This window comes from Pseudomonas sp. UBA4617, assembly GCF_002386445.1.
In the GTDB taxonomy this organism is placed as follows: Bacteria; Pseudomonadota; Gammaproteobacteria; order Pseudomonadales; family Pseudomonadaceae; genus Aquipseudomonas.
Genome location: NZ_DGIR01000027.1, coordinates 110,313 through 125,703, shown reverse-complemented (window position 1 = coordinate 125,703; position 15,391 = coordinate 110,313). Strand labels below are relative to the sequence as shown.

General features: G+C 63.1%; 20 protein-coding genes. 8 read left to right on the top strand and 12 right to left on the bottom strand.

The window, feature by feature from the left end; translation table 11 throughout:
* Positions 1 to 11 precede the first annotated feature (11 nt).
* Positions 12 to 1,799: a thiamine pyrophosphate-requiring protein gene (locus B4L76_RS13055; protein ID WP_296233012.1), complete on the bottom strand. Its 1,788-nt coding sequence runs from the start codon at positions 1,797 to 1,799 to the stop codon at positions 12 to 14.
* A gap of 77 nt (positions 1,800 to 1,876) precedes the next feature.
* The gene (locus B4L76_RS13050; protein ID WP_296233010.1) at positions 1,877 to 2,284 is read right to left on the bottom strand and encodes a low affinity iron permease family protein; all 408 of its coding nucleotides are present in this window, start codon (positions 2,282 to 2,284) and stop codon (positions 1,877 to 1,879) included.
* A 159-nt stretch (positions 2,285 to 2,443) separates the two neighbouring features.
* On the opposite strand from B4L76_RS13050, the gene B4L76_RS13045 reads away from it, so the two are divergent.
* From B4L76_RS13045 to B4L76_RS13030, 4 genes are all read left to right on the top strand, one after another.
* Positions 2,444 to 2,686, top strand: coding sequence for a hypothetical protein (locus B4L76_RS13045; protein WP_186674449.1), 243 nt, complete (start codon positions 2,444 to 2,446; stop codon positions 2,684 to 2,686).
* Positions 2,683 to 3,480, top strand: coding sequence for an exodeoxyribonuclease III (gene xth / locus B4L76_RS13040; RefSeq protein WP_296233008.1), 798 nt, complete (start codon positions 2,683 to 2,685; stop codon positions 3,478 to 3,480). The genes B4L76_RS13045 and xth overlap by 4 nt, the downstream gene beginning before the upstream one ends.
* 345 nt (positions 3,481 to 3,825) lie before the next feature.
* The gene (locus B4L76_RS24350; RefSeq protein WP_296233007.1) at positions 3,826 to 4,245 is read left to right on the top strand and encodes a general stress protein; all 420 of its coding nucleotides are present in this window, start codon (positions 3,826 to 3,828) and stop codon (positions 4,243 to 4,245) included.
* A 60-nt stretch (positions 4,246 to 4,305) separates the two neighbouring features.
* Positions 4,306 to 5,184, top strand: a complete 879-nt coding sequence (locus B4L76_RS13030; RefSeq protein WP_296233006.1) for a manganese catalase family protein — start codon at positions 4,306 to 4,308, stop codon at positions 5,182 to 5,184.
* A gap of 43 nt (positions 5,185 to 5,227) precedes the next feature.
* On the opposite strand, the gene B4L76_RS13025 is transcribed toward B4L76_RS13030, so the two are convergent.
* Positions 5,228 to 5,737 carry a ferritin-like domain-containing protein gene (locus tag B4L76_RS13025; protein ID WP_296233005.1) on the bottom strand — a complete coding sequence of 170 codons (510 nt, stop codon included), beginning with the start codon at positions 5,735 to 5,737 and terminating at the stop codon, positions 5,228 to 5,230.
* A 281-nt stretch (positions 5,738 to 6,018) separates the two neighbouring features.
* On the opposite strand from B4L76_RS13025, the gene B4L76_RS13020 reads away from it, so the two are divergent.
* Positions 6,019 to 6,237, top strand: coding sequence for a hypothetical protein (locus tag B4L76_RS13020; protein ID WP_225778150.1), 219 nt, complete (start codon positions 6,019 to 6,021; stop codon positions 6,235 to 6,237).
* Between the two features lie 34 nt (positions 6,238 to 6,271).
* Here the strand turns inward: B4L76_RS13020 and B4L76_RS13015 are convergent, their stop codons facing one another.
* The 6 genes from B4L76_RS13015 to B4L76_RS12990 form a co-directional block, all read right to left on the bottom strand.
* On the bottom strand, positions 6,272 to 7,396 hold the full coding sequence (locus B4L76_RS13015; protein ID WP_296233004.1) for a mechanosensitive ion channel family protein: 1,125 nt from the start codon (positions 7,394 to 7,396) through the stop codon (positions 6,272 to 6,274).
* Positions 7,397 to 7,441: 45 nt separating this feature from the next.
* Positions 7,442 to 7,780: a cytochrome o ubiquinol oxidase subunit IV gene (gene cyoD / locus B4L76_RS13010; protein WP_296233003.1), complete on the bottom strand. Its 339-nt coding sequence runs from the start codon at positions 7,778 to 7,780 to the stop codon at positions 7,442 to 7,444.
* Positions 7,780 to 8,391, bottom strand: coding sequence for a cytochrome o ubiquinol oxidase subunit III (gene cyoC, locus B4L76_RS13005; RefSeq protein WP_296233002.1), 612 nt, complete (start codon positions 8,389 to 8,391; stop codon positions 7,780 to 7,782). The genes cyoD and cyoC overlap by 1 nt, the downstream gene beginning before the upstream one ends.
* A 3-nt stretch (positions 8,392 to 8,394) precedes the next feature.
* The gene (gene cyoB, locus B4L76_RS13000) at positions 8,395 to 10,368 is read right to left on the bottom strand and encodes a cytochrome o ubiquinol oxidase subunit I (RefSeq protein WP_296233001.1); all 1,974 of its coding nucleotides are present in this window, start codon (positions 10,366 to 10,368) and stop codon (positions 8,395 to 8,397) included.
* Between the two features lie 5 nt (positions 10,369 to 10,373).
* Positions 10,374 to 11,297 (bottom strand): ubiquinol oxidase subunit II, encoded by a 924-nt coding sequence (gene cyoA / locus B4L76_RS12995; RefSeq protein WP_296233000.1) that lies wholly within the window; start codon positions 11,295 to 11,297, stop codon positions 10,374 to 10,376.
* 245 nt (positions 11,298 to 11,542) lie between these two features.
* Entirely contained in the window at positions 11,543 to 11,686 is a 144-nt protein-coding gene (locus B4L76_RS12990; protein WP_296232998.1) for a hypothetical protein, read from the bottom strand.
* Positions 11,687 to 11,832: 146 nt separating this feature from the next.
* Here B4L76_RS12990 and B4L76_RS12985 point away from each other — a divergent pair, with 146 nt between their 5' ends.
* Entirely contained in the window at positions 11,833 to 12,546 is a 714-nt protein-coding gene (locus B4L76_RS12985; protein WP_296232997.1) for a DUF72 domain-containing protein, read from the top strand.
* A gap of 18 nt (positions 12,547 to 12,564) precedes the next feature.
* Here the strand turns inward: B4L76_RS12985 and B4L76_RS12980 are convergent, their stop codons facing one another.
* Positions 12,565 to 12,810 (bottom strand): hypothetical protein, encoded by a 246-nt coding sequence (locus B4L76_RS12980; RefSeq protein WP_296232995.1) that lies wholly within the window; start codon positions 12,808 to 12,810, stop codon positions 12,565 to 12,567.
* A 50-nt stretch (positions 12,811 to 12,860) separates the two neighbouring features.
* The gene (locus B4L76_RS12975) at positions 12,861 to 13,325 is read right to left on the bottom strand and encodes a hemerythrin domain-containing protein (RefSeq protein ID WP_296232993.1); all 465 of its coding nucleotides are present in this window, start codon (positions 13,323 to 13,325) and stop codon (positions 12,861 to 12,863) included.
* 192 nt (positions 13,326 to 13,517) lie between these two features.
* On the opposite strand from B4L76_RS12975, the gene B4L76_RS12970 reads away from it, so the two are divergent.
* Complete coding sequence (locus B4L76_RS12970; protein ID WP_296232992.1) at positions 13,518 to 13,814, top strand: DUF6555 family protein; 297 nt, start codon at positions 13,518 to 13,520, stop codon at positions 13,812 to 13,814.
* Positions 13,815 to 13,883: 69 nt separating this feature from the next.
* Complete coding sequence (locus B4L76_RS12965; RefSeq protein ID WP_296232990.1) at positions 13,884 to 14,954, top strand: M28 family peptidase; 1,071 nt, start codon at positions 13,884 to 13,886, stop codon at positions 14,952 to 14,954.
* Here the strand turns inward: B4L76_RS12965 and B4L76_RS12960 are convergent.
* Positions 14,938 to 15,381 (bottom strand): DUF421 domain-containing protein, encoded by a 444-nt coding sequence (locus tag B4L76_RS12960; protein ID WP_296232988.1) that lies wholly within the window; start codon positions 15,379 to 15,381, stop codon positions 14,938 to 14,940. The two genes, B4L76_RS12965 and B4L76_RS12960, sit on opposite strands and share 17 nt — an antisense overlap.
* Between the last annotated feature and the right edge of the window lie 10 nt (positions 15,382 to 15,391).

Genomic DNA, 15,391 nt, shown 5'->3' with positions numbered 1-15,391 from the left:
CACCTGGTTGCTCATTTTTTGCCCGGCAATACCGAACTGAGAACTTGCCTGGCCGTCTGCACGATGATACCGGTCTGGTCAGGGTCGCCCTTGAGCAGGGCGCTGGCGAACTTCTTGGCTTGTTCCAGCTTGATATGCGGCGGCAGCGGAGGCACGTCCGGGTCGGTCTTGAATTCGATCAACACCGGCCGATCAGCTGCCAACGCACGCTCCCAGGCGGGGCTGATGTCTTCCTCGCGGGTTACATGGATGCCCTCCAGACCAATTGATATGGCGAACAGGTGATAGGGCACGTCGGGGATCGATTGCGATGCCTCGAACTTCGGGTCGCCCTCCATCACTCGTTGCTCCCAGGTGACCTGGTTGAGGTCTTGGTTGTTGAACACCGCGCAGATCCATTGCGGGTTTTCCCATTGCCGCCAGTACTTTGCCACAGTAATCAACTCGGCCAGGTTGTTCATCTGCATCGCGCCGTCACCGACCAGCGCCACCACACAGCGCTGCGGGTGGGCGAGCTTGGCGGCGATGGCGTAGGGCACGGCGGCGCCCATGCTGGCCAGGCCACCGGACAGCGAGCACTGCATGCCGCGGCGAATCTGCAGGTCGCGGGCGAACCAGTTGGCGCAGGAACCGGAGTCACTGGTGATGATGGCGTGGTCCGGCAGGCGCGGGGAGAGTTCGTACACCACGCGCTGCGGGTTCAGCGGCTCAGCCTTGACGTGGGCGCGTTTGGCCAGGGTCTTGTCCCACTGCGCACGCCAGCTTTCGATCGCGTCGCGCCAGCCCCGTTCGGGTTTGTGCTCAAGCAACGGCAACAGCGCCGCCAGGGTTTCACCGGCATCGCCGACCAGGTTCACCTCCATCGGGTAGCGCAAGCTGAGCATGTCCGGTTGCAGGTCGATCTGTACGCCGCGGGCCTGGCCTTCCTTGGGCAGGAACTCAGCGTAAGGGAAGCCGGAACCGATCATCAGCAAGGTGTCGCATTCGCTCATCAGCCGGTAGCTGGGTTCGGTGCCGAGCAGCCCGATGGCACCGGTGACCCACGGCAGGTCGTCGGGCAGCACGGCCTTGCCCAGCAGCGCCTTGGCCACACCGGCACCCAGCCTCTCGGCCACCGCAATGACCTGCTCGCTGGCCTGCAAGGCACCGGCGCCGACCAGTATTGCCACCTTGCGTCCGGCATTGAGCACCTCGGCGGCGCGCTGCAGGTCCGCCTCGAAAGGCAGCACCCTGGGCCTGCTGTAGCCGACGCCGGAATGCACGGTGCCGTGTGCCCTGGCCGGTTCGTGGTAGGGCAGGTCCTGCAGGTCGTTGGGCAGGATGATGGCGGTGACCCGGCGCTCGCCGATGGCAGTGCGCACCGCACGGTCGAGCAGGTGGCGCACTTGTGCCGGCGTCGAGGCCTGCTGGACGAAAGCACCGGCCACGTCCTTGAACATCGACAGCAGGTCCAGCTCTTGCTGGTAGTGCCCGCCGAGTGCCGCGCGTGCCTGCTGGCCGACGATGGCGAGCACCGGCTGATGGTCCATGCGGGCGTCGTACAGGCCGGTCAGCAGATGCGAAGCGCCGGGGCCGGAGGTGGCCATGCATACGCCGAGTTCGCCAGTGAACTTGGCATGCGCGCTGGCCATGAAGGCGGCCATCTCCTCATGCCGGGCCTGGATGAACTGGATCTTGCCATTGGCCCTGGCCAATGCACCGAACACGCCATTGATGCCGTCGCCGGGGTAACCGAAGATGCGTCTTACGCCCCATTGATACAGACGCTCCACCAGAAAATCGCCTACCGTGCCAGTCATGCTCGTCTCCCGGGCTGTCATCGATAGGGGTCTGGACTTGGCGCGCCGGGTGAAAGTTTCACCCGCATGACCGCGCCCTAGCGTTGCTGGTCACGCTGTTCCTTCGACTCGGCGTCGAGGTGCAGGCCTTCGCCCCGGTCGCGTTCAGCCAGGGCACGGTACTCCTTGCGTAGTGCCTGCAGCGTCTTGCTGTCCATGTCCTCCAGGTCGAGTACCGACATCTCTGTGTGCTTTGTCGCACGAATCAGCTCGTCGAGCTTGACGTGGATGATGTCGTTGTCGCGGTTCTGGGTGTTCTGGATCAGGAACACCATCAGGAACGTGATGATGGTGGTGGAGGTATTGATGATCAGCTGCCAGGTATCGTTGTAATGGAACCAGGGCCCGGTAATGCCCCATGTGACGATGAGCAGCAGCGCGATGAGGAATGTCCGAGGGCGTCCGGCGTGGTTGGACAGCCATTGGCAGAATTGAGCGAATTTCATGGTCTGGTCTCCAGGTGCGCCTGTAGCTTGGGACCGTGACAGCAACCGGGAAGTTGTTTTTTTCAGCTGGCCTGGGACGCACGGTATGCCGCGCTGAAGTTGAACGTCGCGCGATGAGGGGGCTCTTACATGCAAAGGGTACAGTGGAGGGCTCCCCTGATGAGCATTGAACGCAGCATCCCCGAGCTTGCGGCCTGGTACGCCCAGTACGACGACATCAGCTACCGGCGCGAGTCACCGGATGCCTACCACCATGAACTGGTGCGCACCGCCGAAGCCTTGCGCGACGACGGCGCCATTGACTGGGACGACTGGCTGGCACTCAAGGCACTGGCCGACGATGCCCACGTGCACGCCCTGGAAGATGCCGTGCAGGCGCATGTCAGTGACCCCGACGCATGAAAGCGCTGAAGATCGCCACCTTCAACATCAATGGCATTCGCAGCCGCCTGCCGGCGTTGCTGGCCTGGCTGGAACGGGAACAGCCGGATATCGCCTGCCTGCAGGAACTCAAGGCGGCGGATCAGCAGTTTCCCCGGCAGGCGCTAGAGGCGGCGGGGTATGGCTGTGTCTACCAGGGCCAGCCGTCGTGGAACGGCGTGGCCATTCTGGCGCGGGGCAGCGAGCCGCTGGAGGTGCGTCGTGGCCTGCCAGGCATGGAGGACGACACGCAAAGCCGCTATCTGGAAGCGGCAGTGCATGGGGTGCTGGTGGCATGCCTCTACCTGCCGAACGGCAACCCGCAACCGGGGCCGAAATTCGATTACAAGCTGCGTTGGTTCGAATGCCTGATCCAGCATGCCCAGGGTTTGCACGGCAATGGCCACCCTACGGTGATGGCGGGTGATTTCAATGTCGTCCCCACCGACATGGATATCTACAATCCGCGCTCCTGGTTGAAGGATGCGCTACTGCAGCCGGAGTCGCGGGCGTGCTTCGCCCGTTTGCTGGGCCAGGGCTGGGTCGATGCCATCCGCCAGCTGTATCCGGACGAGCGGATCTACACCTTCTGGGATTATTTCCGCAACCACTGGGCGCGCAACGCCGGCCTGCGTATCGACCACCTGTTGCTCAACCCTGATCTGGCGCCATACCTGAAGCGCGCGGGTGTCGATGCCTGGGTGCGTAACGAAGCCAAGGCCAGCGACCATGCGCCAACATGGATCGAACTGGGCACGCGGCGCCGGCAGACCTAGCGGCTCCAGCGTGCACCGTCTCATGGCATCGGCCATGGCCGGTGCCTGCCTCCCTGGCTACCGCGCGGTAGCCAACACTTGCAGCTTCATAGGGTGGAACTCGAGCTTCTGCTTCACGCGCCTGGGCAAGCAGCTGTCCGCGACCTGACGCTTGCAAACAATTGGCACCTCGGATGCAGACCTGCAGCAATACCCGGCAGAGGGTTTGTTAGCCCGAATATCTTGTGCCCAAGTGCTTAAAGCATTTCGTCAGCGATAGTGAAAACACTTTCACCCTGCAGCGTTTGCCTTCGGTCATTTAGTGAACACAGACCAACCTGTGTTAACCACATGAGGTGAACCATCATGGCTAACAACGACGACAAACGCAGCAACCAGGGCGGTAGCGCCAACAGCAACCCTGGTAATTTCGCCAACGACCGCGAGAAGGCATCGGAAGCGGGTCACAAGGGCGGGCAGGCGTCGGGTGGCAATTTCAAGAACGACCCTGAACGCGCGGCTGAAGCCGGCCACAAAGGCGGGCAGATGTCCGGTGGCAATTTCAAGAACGATCCTGAGCGCGCTGCGGAGGCCGGCCACAAAGGCGGGCAAATGTCCGGCGGCAATTTCAAGAACGATCCTGAACGTGCCTCCGAGGCAGGCCAGAAGGGCGGGCAAGCCTCCGGCGGCAATTTTGCCAATGACCGCGAGAAAGCCTCCGAAGCCGGTCGCAAAGGCGGCCAGCACAGCCATGGCGGTGGCCGCAACAGCGATGACAACCGCTGATCACCGTTGAACTGACCGGGGCGGCCATGGCCGCCCCGGCACGCTGATGAGGATTTGCCAATGTTCATGCACAACAAGCGACTGCAGTATACGGTGCGCGTCGCCGAGCCGAACCCCGGCCTGGCGAACCTGCTGCTGGAGCAGTTCGGCGGCCCGCAGGGCGAACTGGCCGCAGCGATGCGCTACTTCACCCAGGCGGTGACCGAGGATGACCCGGGACGCAAGGACATGCTGTTCGACATTGCCACCGAAGAGCTGAGCCACCTGGAGATCATCGGCTCGATCGTGGTGATGCTGAACAAGGGCGCCAGGGGGCGTCTGGCCGAAGGGGTAGAGGCCGAAGGCGAGTTGTACCGGTCGTTGACCGGGGCCGGCAACGACTCACATATCACCAGCCTGTTGTATGGCGGTGGTGCAGCGCTGGTCAACTCCGGTGGCATACCCTGGACCGCAGCTTACATCGATACTATCGGCGAACCGACGGCGGACCTGCGTTCCAACATTGCCGCAGAGGCCAGGGCGAAGATCGTCTATGAACGCTTGATCAATGTCACCGACGACCCGGGTATCAAGGATGCGTTGGGCTTCCTGATGAGCCGTGAAATCGCTCACCAGTTGTCGTTCGAAAAAGCCTTGCACTCGATTCAGCCGAACTTCCCGCAAGGCAAGCTGCCTGGCGACCCGGAGGTCAACCGCACCTATTTCAACATGTCCCACGGCGGCGAGATGCGTGGCTCATGGAACGAGGGCCAGGATTGGATCTATGTCGACCAGCCCGAGCCGGCGGTGGACGGTGGCGACGGCATGGCGACGGTGCGGCTCGACGAGCAGTCGGCGGCTGCGGCCGAAGCGATGAAGGCCAGAACCCTGTCCAACCCCGAGTTGCAGCCCCTGACCGGGGCAGAACTGGGCAAAGTCAACGGTGACGAGCCGCTGTAATGGAAACCCCGCAACGGCTCATGCGATCCGCTGCGGGCCCTTTCTAGCGTTTGGCTTCGGCATCCGGGTCGGCGGAGCGAGCCAGGAACGCCCGGGTGATTTCTGGCAGGTGCTCCTTCAGCCACTGGGCCATGGCTTCCTCTTCTTTCAGAATTGACCTGCATGCCTCGGCCGTGGCGTTGTCGCCAGCCGCCTCGGCGGCTTCGATCAGGACCGTATAAGAGGCGATCTCCATGTTCTCGAACACGTAGCCCGACATGGCGCCCTTGACCACTTCATCACTCATGACCATACCCCCGACGGCCTGGCCGAATGCCATGAGCTTGCCGGCCAGGTCCTTGAGGGTGGATGTGCTGCCACCCAGCCGCTCGATGCATTCCAGCAGCAGACGTTGCTGGCCCTGGGTTTCTTCGATGTGCTGCACGATACGGGCCTTGAGCTGCGGGTAGTGCTCGAGGCGCTCGGCCTGGCCCTTGAGCATGCTTTCGGCCTGTTGCTCCATGGCATGGGCGTCGCGCAGCCAGTCCAGCAGGTTGTCTTGTACCGTTGCCATTTCAAGTACCTCTCCGTTCCAGTGATAGGTACTGTTGTGAGGCCCGTACGGGCTGGAACGGTCGAACCACTCGACGGATGGCAGCCGATGCTGCGGCGCCAAAGGCGTGCACAAGCCAGGTGGCAGCGGGCATGGCCGCGTATCACCGGCGCAGTCGGTGCCTTCCTGCGCCGCAACGGATGTTTTGCGGCCAGCCGTCATCGCTGTTGAACGGAATCGCCCGCCCCCGGATCAACCCAGTGCGTCGTCCGTTTACATCCAGCCCAGTAGGAGTTCTTCCGATGGCCAAGTACCTGTACCTGATCAGCTACATTCTCGACAACCAACCGGGCACCTGCGAGTTGCGCAGTGACGAAGAAGACCTGAGCAGGGAGGCTGCGCGTGATTACCTGCAAGGCTTGCACCGCAACGAGGCAACTTCTTTCACCGATGTGCAGGTCCAGCGCCTGGAACACGAGCACCAGCCCGGCACTTCGCCGGGCCATTACCAGCAGCCCTGAACCTCAGGCTGCATGAATGGGGCAGGATGCCCCTTCATGCTCCACGAATACCCAGGCTCCCGCGGCCTTGCCCCTGGGTACGGGCTTCTTCCGGCAGGGCAGTGACCTTGATGGCGCGCACCGGTACGGCAAACTGGGCGCCGATTTTCGAGAAGCGCTCGAGCAGGTGGAAATTGATGGCCTGCTGGATGTCCATGTACAGGTTGTAACCTGGGTCCTTGACGATGTACACGCACTCGAACTCCAGCGCTTCCTTGCCGAAGCCGCGCAGGTGAGCGCGATCGAAGCGGACCTGGTCCTGCGCCTTGATGGCTTCCTCGACGATCGCCGGCGCCTTCTTCACCGCCTCGGTGGGCGTGTCGTAGGACAGGCCGAACTCGAACACGATGCGCCGCTCCTGCAGGCGTTTGTAGTTCTGGATGGTGCTGCTGATCATGCTGGCGTTGGCCATCACGATCTGCTCGCCACCCAGGCTGCGGATGCGCGTGGTCTTCAGCCCGACGTGTTCCACCGTGCCGGCCAGCGGGCCGATGACGATGAAGTCGCCCACTTCGAAGGGCTTGTCCACGGCGATCGACAACGAGGCGAACAGGTCACCGAGAATGTTCTGCACCGCCAGCGCGACGGCGATGCCGCCCACGCCCAGGCTGGCGACGAAGGCGGTGATATTGACGCCCAGGTTGGACAGCATCGCCAGCAGGACCACGGACCACAGCAATACCCGGGCGCCCCAGGCCGACAAGGTGGCCAGCGCGCTGCCCTGGTTCAGCCCACTGCTGCTGTGCCGCGTGAAGTAGCGGCTCAGGCCCAGGCCGATGGCGCGGTTGGCCCACAACCCGATCTGCAACGCCGCGACCACGAACCACAGGCTGCCGACCCGCGTCAGCCAACGCTCGGGCAGGTCGAGCATGCTCAGGCCGACCAGCAGCGAGGCAAGCAGCAAGAGGAAATTGCTGGTGCCCGCGAGGACCTTGGCCAGCACCTGGCTCAGTACGCCGTCGTGTTCGGACCAGCGCCTGACACGGCGCAGCACGAAGCTGATGGCCGCCCGCGCGACCAGGAACGTGACGATGGCAACGGCCAATGCCAGCAACAGGTTGAGGATGGAAATGCCGAACAGCGTGGTCTCGGCGAACAGTGCGATGATGCGATCACTCATGAGGGCTTGCCTCCTTCCGTCAGGGTCGGGTGAAAGGGGCCGGGCCTACAGACCCAGCATGTTGGCGTGCACGTAGTACATGATCCACAACGACAGCCCTACCAGCAGCACGATGATCACCACCGTGAACACCAGCGCCACCAGGTTCCAGCGTTGTTCCCGTGCCGTGCTCAGGTGCAGGAAGAACAGCATGTGCACGAGGATCTGCACCACGGCGCAGACCGTCACCAGCAGAAATGTGAGATGGCGCGGCAGGCTGGGGTACATGGCCAGCGCGAAGGGCACGAGGGTGAGGATGGCGGCCAGCAGGAAACCCACGTTGTAGGATTGATGGCTGCTCTGGCTGGCACCGGCACTGCTGTGGACCTGGCTTTCACTGGACATCAGATCACCCCGAACAGGTAGACGACGGTAAACACGCACACCCACACGATGTCGAGGAAGTGCCAGAACAGGCTCAGGCAGCTCAGGCGTGTGGAGTTGACGCAGCACAGGCCGCGTTGCTGCACCTGGATCATCAGCAAGGCCATCCATATCAGGCCGACCAGCACATGCAGGCCATGGGTACCAACCAGGGTGAAGAAGCCGGTCAGGAATGCACTGCGCTGCGGGCCGGCGCCTTCGGCGATCAGGTGGTGGAATTCGTTGAGTTCCATGGCGATGAAGCCCAGGCCGAGCAGGAAGGTCACCCCGAGCCACTGCAGCACCCGGCGTTTGTCCTTGCGGTGGTTGGCCAGCATGGCGTAGCCGTAGCTGATGCTGCTTAACAGCAAGAGGAAGGTTTCGACCAGTACATACGGCAGCTCGAAGATGTCCGCCGCGCTCGGCCCGCCGGCCACCGCCTGGCCGAGCACGGCGTAGGTGGCAAACAGCGTGGCGAAGAGGATGCAGTCGGTCATCAGGTACACCCAGAAGCCGAACAGGCTCAGGGAACCGGCATCCTCGTAGCCTTGCTCTTGCTGATGGGCGGTTTCTTGCAGCACGATAGGGGACATGGCTCAGGCCTCCGCCAGCAGTTGGCGCCGTTCGGTTTCCACGCGCTCGACTTCCTCGGCCGACACGTAGTACTCGGTGTGCTGGTCATAGCTGCGCACCACCAGCGTCGCCAGCGTGGCCAACAGGCTGACGATGACCAGCCACCAGATGTGCCAGACCAGGGCAAAGCCCATCACCGTGGCGAGGGCCCCGAGCACCACGCCGAGGCTGGTGTTGCATGGCATGTGGATCTTGCGGAAGTCTGCCTCCACCAGGGTTTTCACGCCTTTCTCCTTCATCCCCCAATAGGCATCGATGCCATGTACCACGGGCTGCTCGGCGAAGTTGTAGAACGGTGGCGGCGAGGCGGTGGCCCATTCCAGGGTCCGGCCGTCCCACGGGTCGCCGGTGTGGTCGCGGTTTTCGTGGCGCTTGCGGATGCTCACCACCAGCTGCATGACCTGGCAGGCCACACCGCACAGGATGATCAGCACGCCGAGCATCTCCAGTAGCAACAACGGCCGCCACTCCGGCACGTCGAAGTGGTTCAGCCGCCGGGTCATGCCCATGAAGCCAAGGAAGTACGATGGCATGAAGGCGCAATAGAAACCGACCAGCCAGCACCAGAACGCCGCACGGCCCAGCGGGTCGTAGAGCTTGAAGCCGAAGGCCTTGGGGAACCAGTAGGTGAGGCCGCACAGGTAGCCGAACACTGCGCCGCCAATGATCACGTTATGGAAATGCGCGATCAGGAACAGGCTGTTGTGAAGCAGGAAGTCGGCACCCGGCACGGCGAGCAGTACGCCGGTCATGCCGCCGATGCTGAAGGTGACGATGAAACCCACGGTCCACAGCATCGGCGTTTCGAAGCGCACCCGCCCCCGGTACATGGTGAACAGCCAGGTGAAGATCTTCACCCCGGTCGGCACGGCGATGATCATGGTCATGATGCCGAAGAACGCGTTGACATTGGGCCCGGCGCCCATGGTGAAGAAGTGGTGCACCCAGACGATGAACGACAGTACGGTGATGACGATGGTCGCCCACACCAGCGAGTAGTAGCCGAACAGGCGCTTGCGCGAAAAGGTCGAGGCCACTTCGGAGAAGATGCCGAAGGCCGGCAGGATCAGGATGTACACCTCCGGGTGGCCCCAGGCCCAGATGAGGTTGATGTACATCATCGGGTTGCCGCCCAGTTCGTTGGTGAAGAAGTGCATGCCCAGGTAGCGGTCCAGGGTGAGCATGAACAACGTCGCAGTAAGGATGGGGAAGGCCGCCAGGATCAGGATCGAGGTGCACAGCACGGTCCAGGTGAACACCGGCATGCGGAACAGGGTCATTCCGGTGGTGCGCATCTTGAGAATGGTGACGAAGAAGTTCAGGCCCGTGAGCAAGGTGCCGATGCCGGATATCTGTAGCGACCAGATGTAGTAGTCCACGCCGACGCCCGGGCTGTAGCCGATGCCGGACAACGGCGGGTAGGCGACCCAGCCGGTACGGGCGAACTCGCCGATGCCGAGGGAAATGTTGACCAGCAGGGCGCCGGCAACGAACAGCCAGAAGCTGACCGCGTTGAGGAACGGATAGGCCACGTCGCGGGCGCCGATCTGCAACGGCACCACGATGTTCATCAGGCCGACCACGAACGGCATGGCCATGAAGAAGATCATGATCACCCCGTGGGCGGTGAAGATCTGGTCGTAGTGCTCCGGTGGCAGGTAGCCCGGCGAGCCGTCGGCGGCCATGGCCTGCTGGGTGCGCATCATCAGCGCATCGGCGAAGCCGCGCAGCAGCATCACCAGGGCGACCACGATGTACATCACGCCGATGCGCTTGTGGTCGACCGAGGTGAACCATTCCCGCCACAGGTACGTCCACTTGCGCTTGTAGCTGATTGCGCCGATGCCGCCGATGCCGATCAGCCCGACCACCGCCAGCGTGTACATGATGATGGGCTCGCCGAAGGGGATGGCATCCCAGGTCAGTTTTCCGAACATGTGCGTTACTCCTTGCCGGGTTGCGCTGCATCAGCTTGTGGGTCGCTCAGACGTCGCTCGACCTCGCGCGAGCGCTTGACGCCCTGGTACTTGTCGATCAGTGACTGGAACAGGTGTTCGTCGACGGCGGCGTAGTGCTCCACCGGGTGGGCAATACTGGGCTTGGCCAGCTGCGTGTAGCTGGCTTGATCGAGACGCCGCTGCGAACCACGGACCTTGGCCACCCAGGCGTCGAAGCCGGTCGGGTCGAGGGCCAGGGCCTTGAAGTGCATGTCGGAAAAACCGGGGCCGTTGTAGTTGGCGGCGATGCCGGTATAGCTGCCGGCATGGTTGGCGATCAGGTGCAGCTGCGTCTGCATGCCGGCCATGGCGTAGATCTGCCCGCCGAGGGCGGGGATGAAGAACGAGGTGATGGCACCGTCCGAAGTCACCCGGAAGTCCACTGGCGTGTCCACCGGCATGGCCAGCTCGTTGACCGAGGCAATGCCCAGCTCGGGGTAGACGAACAGCCACTTCCAGTCGGTGGCGATCACCTGCACCTTGATCGGGCGGGCGTCGGACTGTAGCGGGCGGTAGGGGTCCAGCGCATGGGTGGAGCGCCAGGTGACGATGCCGAGGACGATGATGATGACCAGCGGCACGCCCCAGACCACCAGCTCGATAGCCCGCGAGTGGCTCCACTCCGGCGTGTACCGCGCTTTGACGTTGGAGGCCCGGTAATGCACCGAGAACACCAGCGCCATGATCATCACCGGCAGCACCACGATCAGCATCAGCAGCGTGGCGAGGATGATCAGGTTGCGCTGCTCGACGCCGACCTGGCCCTTGGGGTTGAACAGCACCATGTCGCACCCGGACAACTGCAGCGCGATGCCCCCCAGCACCAGCAGGCCGAGCAGCCTAGCGGCTTCCGTATATGCCTTTGCCATGTTCTAGTCCCGTATTGTGTTACCGAATGTTCAGGCTCGTTGAGTTAGAAGAAGGGCAGGCGGGGGAAGGTTGTAAGGAATCTGCGCATAGGCGACGAGTGGTGGTGTGCAGTGGCTGTCGCGCATCCTTGGACGAACCAGCCTATGCCCGGCGAAACCATGGGCCGGGCGCGGTTGAGGGATGCGCTCTGCGGATGGCGACCGGGCGTCAGGCGTCCGGTGTCGACTCACTTGGCGGCTGAACCTCAGCCGTCGGACTGTTCCTCGGGTGGCACCTGGCCTTCCGGCCAATCGGGCGCTTCCTCTTCAGGTTCAGGTTCGGGAACAGGCTCGCCGGGATTGTGCGGCACCTCGTCGACATACGGGTCGGGGTGGTTGGGGTCGATCATGACGTGTCTCCTTGCAGGTTGGTTACCTGACTTAGGTCGCCCTGGTTCGCCAGCTGTTCAACTGGATGTCGCCAATGGAACGTCGCGTCTCGGGGATGTTCCATTGAGGGAGCCCGTCACCGGGGAACGATCAGGAGTGATAGGTAATGATTCATCTGGGTTGCGCAGGTTGGAGTCTGCCTCGCCAGTACGCCGATGAGTTTCCAGCGCCCGGCAGCCACCTGCAGCGCTATGCCACGGGCTTGAACGCCGTCGAGATCAACAGTTCGTTCTACCGGCCGCATCGGCCCGAGACCTATGCCCGCTGGGCAGCGTCCGTCGCGGCGGATTTTCGCTTTGCGGTGAAGCTGCCGAAGCGCATTACCCACGAACAGCGCCTGCGCGGGGCCATGCCAGCGTTGGAAGCGTTTCTCGCCCAGTGCGGCCAGTTGGGCGAGCACCTGGGCTGCCTGCTGGTGCAATTGCCCCCTTCGCTGGATTACGCCCCCGACACCGCCTGGCAGTTCTTTGCAGACCTGCGAACCCGCTATGCCGGGCCGGTAGCGTTGGAGCCCAGGCACGTCAGCTGGCAGGCCGCACACTCGATGCTTACCGACCTGCAGATCGCCCAGGTGGCAGCCAGCCCTTCGCGCTTCGACACCGATGCCCAGCCAGGCGGCTGGCCCGGCCTGGTCTACTGGCGCCTGCATGGCGAACCGCGCATCTATCACAGCACCTACCCCGACGCCTGTCTCCGGCGCCTGGCCGAGCAGTTGCAGCGCAGCCGCGCCGCTGGCGTGCCGACCTGGTGCATCTTCGACAACACGGCCTCCGGTGCTGCAGTGGGGGACGCCTTGAGGCTTCAGCGCTACCTGCGCTGAGTCAGACAAAGCGGGCGTTCAGCCCGCTTCCATGGCGGTGTTCTTTTTCCATCCACGCAGGTTCATCGCGCACAGGCAGACCTGCAGCATGATCAGTGCCCAGGCCTGGACTTGCCAGCCCCAGATCGCCCACAGCAGGTTGCTGGCGATGAAACAGCAGAAACCCAGCTTGCGTCGGCCAGGGCGGCGCGAGCCAATGCACCAGGCGGCCAGCACGGTCAGGGCCATGGCGGGCCATTGCAACCAGTCGATCCAATATTCCATCACACACTTCCACGCGCGCCTGCGCGCCCGGCGGGGCGCGCAGGCCGTTATCAGGCGGCGTTCTGCTCGCCCTTGAGCAGTTTCTTCTGGGCTTGCATGGCCTGGCCCATCTCCTCCAGCGCCGCGTTACCCAGCAGTTTGCGGGCGGTCGGGAACAGCTCGCTTTCCTCTTCTTCGATATGATGCTCCAGCAGCTCCTTCATGACCTTGACCCGGCCGGCAAACTCGAGGGTGCCGGTGTCGGTCTGCAGCAGGTCCGGCAGCACCAGGGAATCGACGGCACGGTGCTCCTCCTTGGCCTCGTAGTACATCTTCGCCTCTTCCTTGCCACCGGCCTGCTTGATCGCCGGGTAGAGGATTTCCTCTTCGAGGGCGGTATGGATGGACACCTCCTGCTTGATGCGTTCGAGCAGCTCGCTGCGTTTTTTCACCGCACGCTCGGTGGTGGAGGACAGCTCTTCCAGCAGCTTCTTCACCAGTTCATGGTCCTGGACCAACAGATCGATTGCGTTCATGAATCACCTCTTCGGGCTCGGAAAAATCACGGTTGCCTTCGATGGAGTGAAGCGCTGGGCGCAAGGTTCAAAGCGGTTGATCAACGCACCGTGCAGCAGCGGCACGGGGTGGGGATGACCAGCGAGTCAGAATAAATGAATCTTTTGGCCATTCGCGGGCTCAATTAGCCTGAATCAACGGAGGAGAGCCCAATGGCAGGACAGCAGTTGTTTGTGATCGAGTACGAGCTTCATGGGGAATATCGGACGTTCATCATCCGTCAGGAACGCATGGACAATGCCGAAGCCTGGCACTGGGCAAGTTGCGATGCCGGCGTGGGAATCATCCCCAGGTTTGGCCAGCACAAGATCAAGAAGGTCAGCCGGCCGATGGCCGAGCGTTACGGGTTGGCCAATGTGCGTTGGCGGGCATCGGGCCAGGGGCCTGAGTTCGTCGCGCCCCCCATCGATGTGAAGAAGTTCTCGAGCGGGTCTTCCGGCGAGGCGTGAAGTGCCTTGCTGGCCATGACGTTGTCAATCAGGGCCGCACCTGCGGCCCTTGATCGCAGAGGAAGGTTTGTGGAGATTCTGCCGTTACTCAATACCTTGTTGCTGGCGCGTGGCCCGGGCGGCCAGGAAGACGAGGTCCGGGCTGTAGCCCGGCAAGCGCTGGCCGCCTGTTGCGAAGAGGTGCATGACGACAGCGCCGGCAACGTTATCGGTGTCATCCGCTCGGCGGTCCCGGCCGACCCAGCAGCGGCGATACGGATCATGGCTCACCTCGATGAAATCGCCATGATCGTCAAGAAGGTCAGGCCGGACGGCAACCTCGAGGTGCTGGCGCTGGGTGGTGCGCAGCCCATCAGTTTCGGCGTGTGCCCGGTCGACATCATGGCCGATCATCGGATGCTCCCCGGTGTCCTGTCCTACGGTTCGATGCACAACAGCGGGCAGTCGGGGAGTGGACGTGATGTGTTGTCCGGGGCCGTGCAATGGAAGGATGTCTACGTCGTCACCCGCCTGACCCCACTGGCACTCGAGCAGGCCGGTGTGCGCCCGGGCACGCGAGTGGTACTGAGCCAGCACTGGCGGCAACCGTACCAGGTCGAGGACTGCATTGCCGCGCATTTTCTCGATGACCGCGCCCCGCTGGCGGCGGTGATTCATTGCGCGCGCCTGCTGCAACGGCGGCGCAGCGAACTGCGCCAGGATGTCTGGTTCGTGCTGACCACCCACGAAGAAGAATCCAACGCCGGCGCCATGTATGCCGCCGCCAGGCTGCCGGGCGACACGACGATTGCGGTGGAGGTCGGACCGGTGCTGGACGAATACGGCACCCGCCTGTCAGCCGACCCGATCATCAATACCGGCGACCAGAAGGGCTATTACAGCCGCAGCGTGGTGCAGGCGCTGATGGCCGCCACGCGCAGGGCAGGGTACACACCGCAGCCGGCCCTGCTGGTGGATTTCGCCTCGGACGCGAGCGCAGTGCTCAGCACGGGGACCGATGCCCGCGCCGGGTGCATTGCCATCCCGACCGAGAACACCCACGGTTTCGAGATGATACTGCTGGAGGGCATCAGCGCCTGTGCCGCCAGCCTGCTGGCGTATGTGCTGCAACCGGACGGTGCGGTCACTCCTGCGCGATGATCGAGATCTTGCCGTTGCGTTCGACGATGGCGAACTTGATCTGCTCGACACGTTCGAGGCCCTGGCTGTCGCGGGCCGACTCGAGGATATCGTCTTCGGTCAGGCGTGCCCGCCGCATGCGCTGATGGAGGAAACGCCCCTGTTCCACCACCAGGGTCGCGTGGCCGTCGAGCAGGCGTGCCAGGCGTCGGGAATTGAGCTTGGCCAGTGACAGGCCGACATCCAGCACGATCAGCGTGGCGATCACCAGCATGGCATTGATAAAGGAGAAATCCTCGCCGAGCAATGCCTGCTGGGTCGCTTCGCCGATGATCAGCAGGAGGACGAAGTCGAAGGTGGTCAGGTCGGCCAGCGAGCGCCTGCCGGCCACGCGAAACAGCAGCATCAGGGCGATGTACATGGCTGTGGCGCGCAGGATCGAATCCATGTCGTCGAAC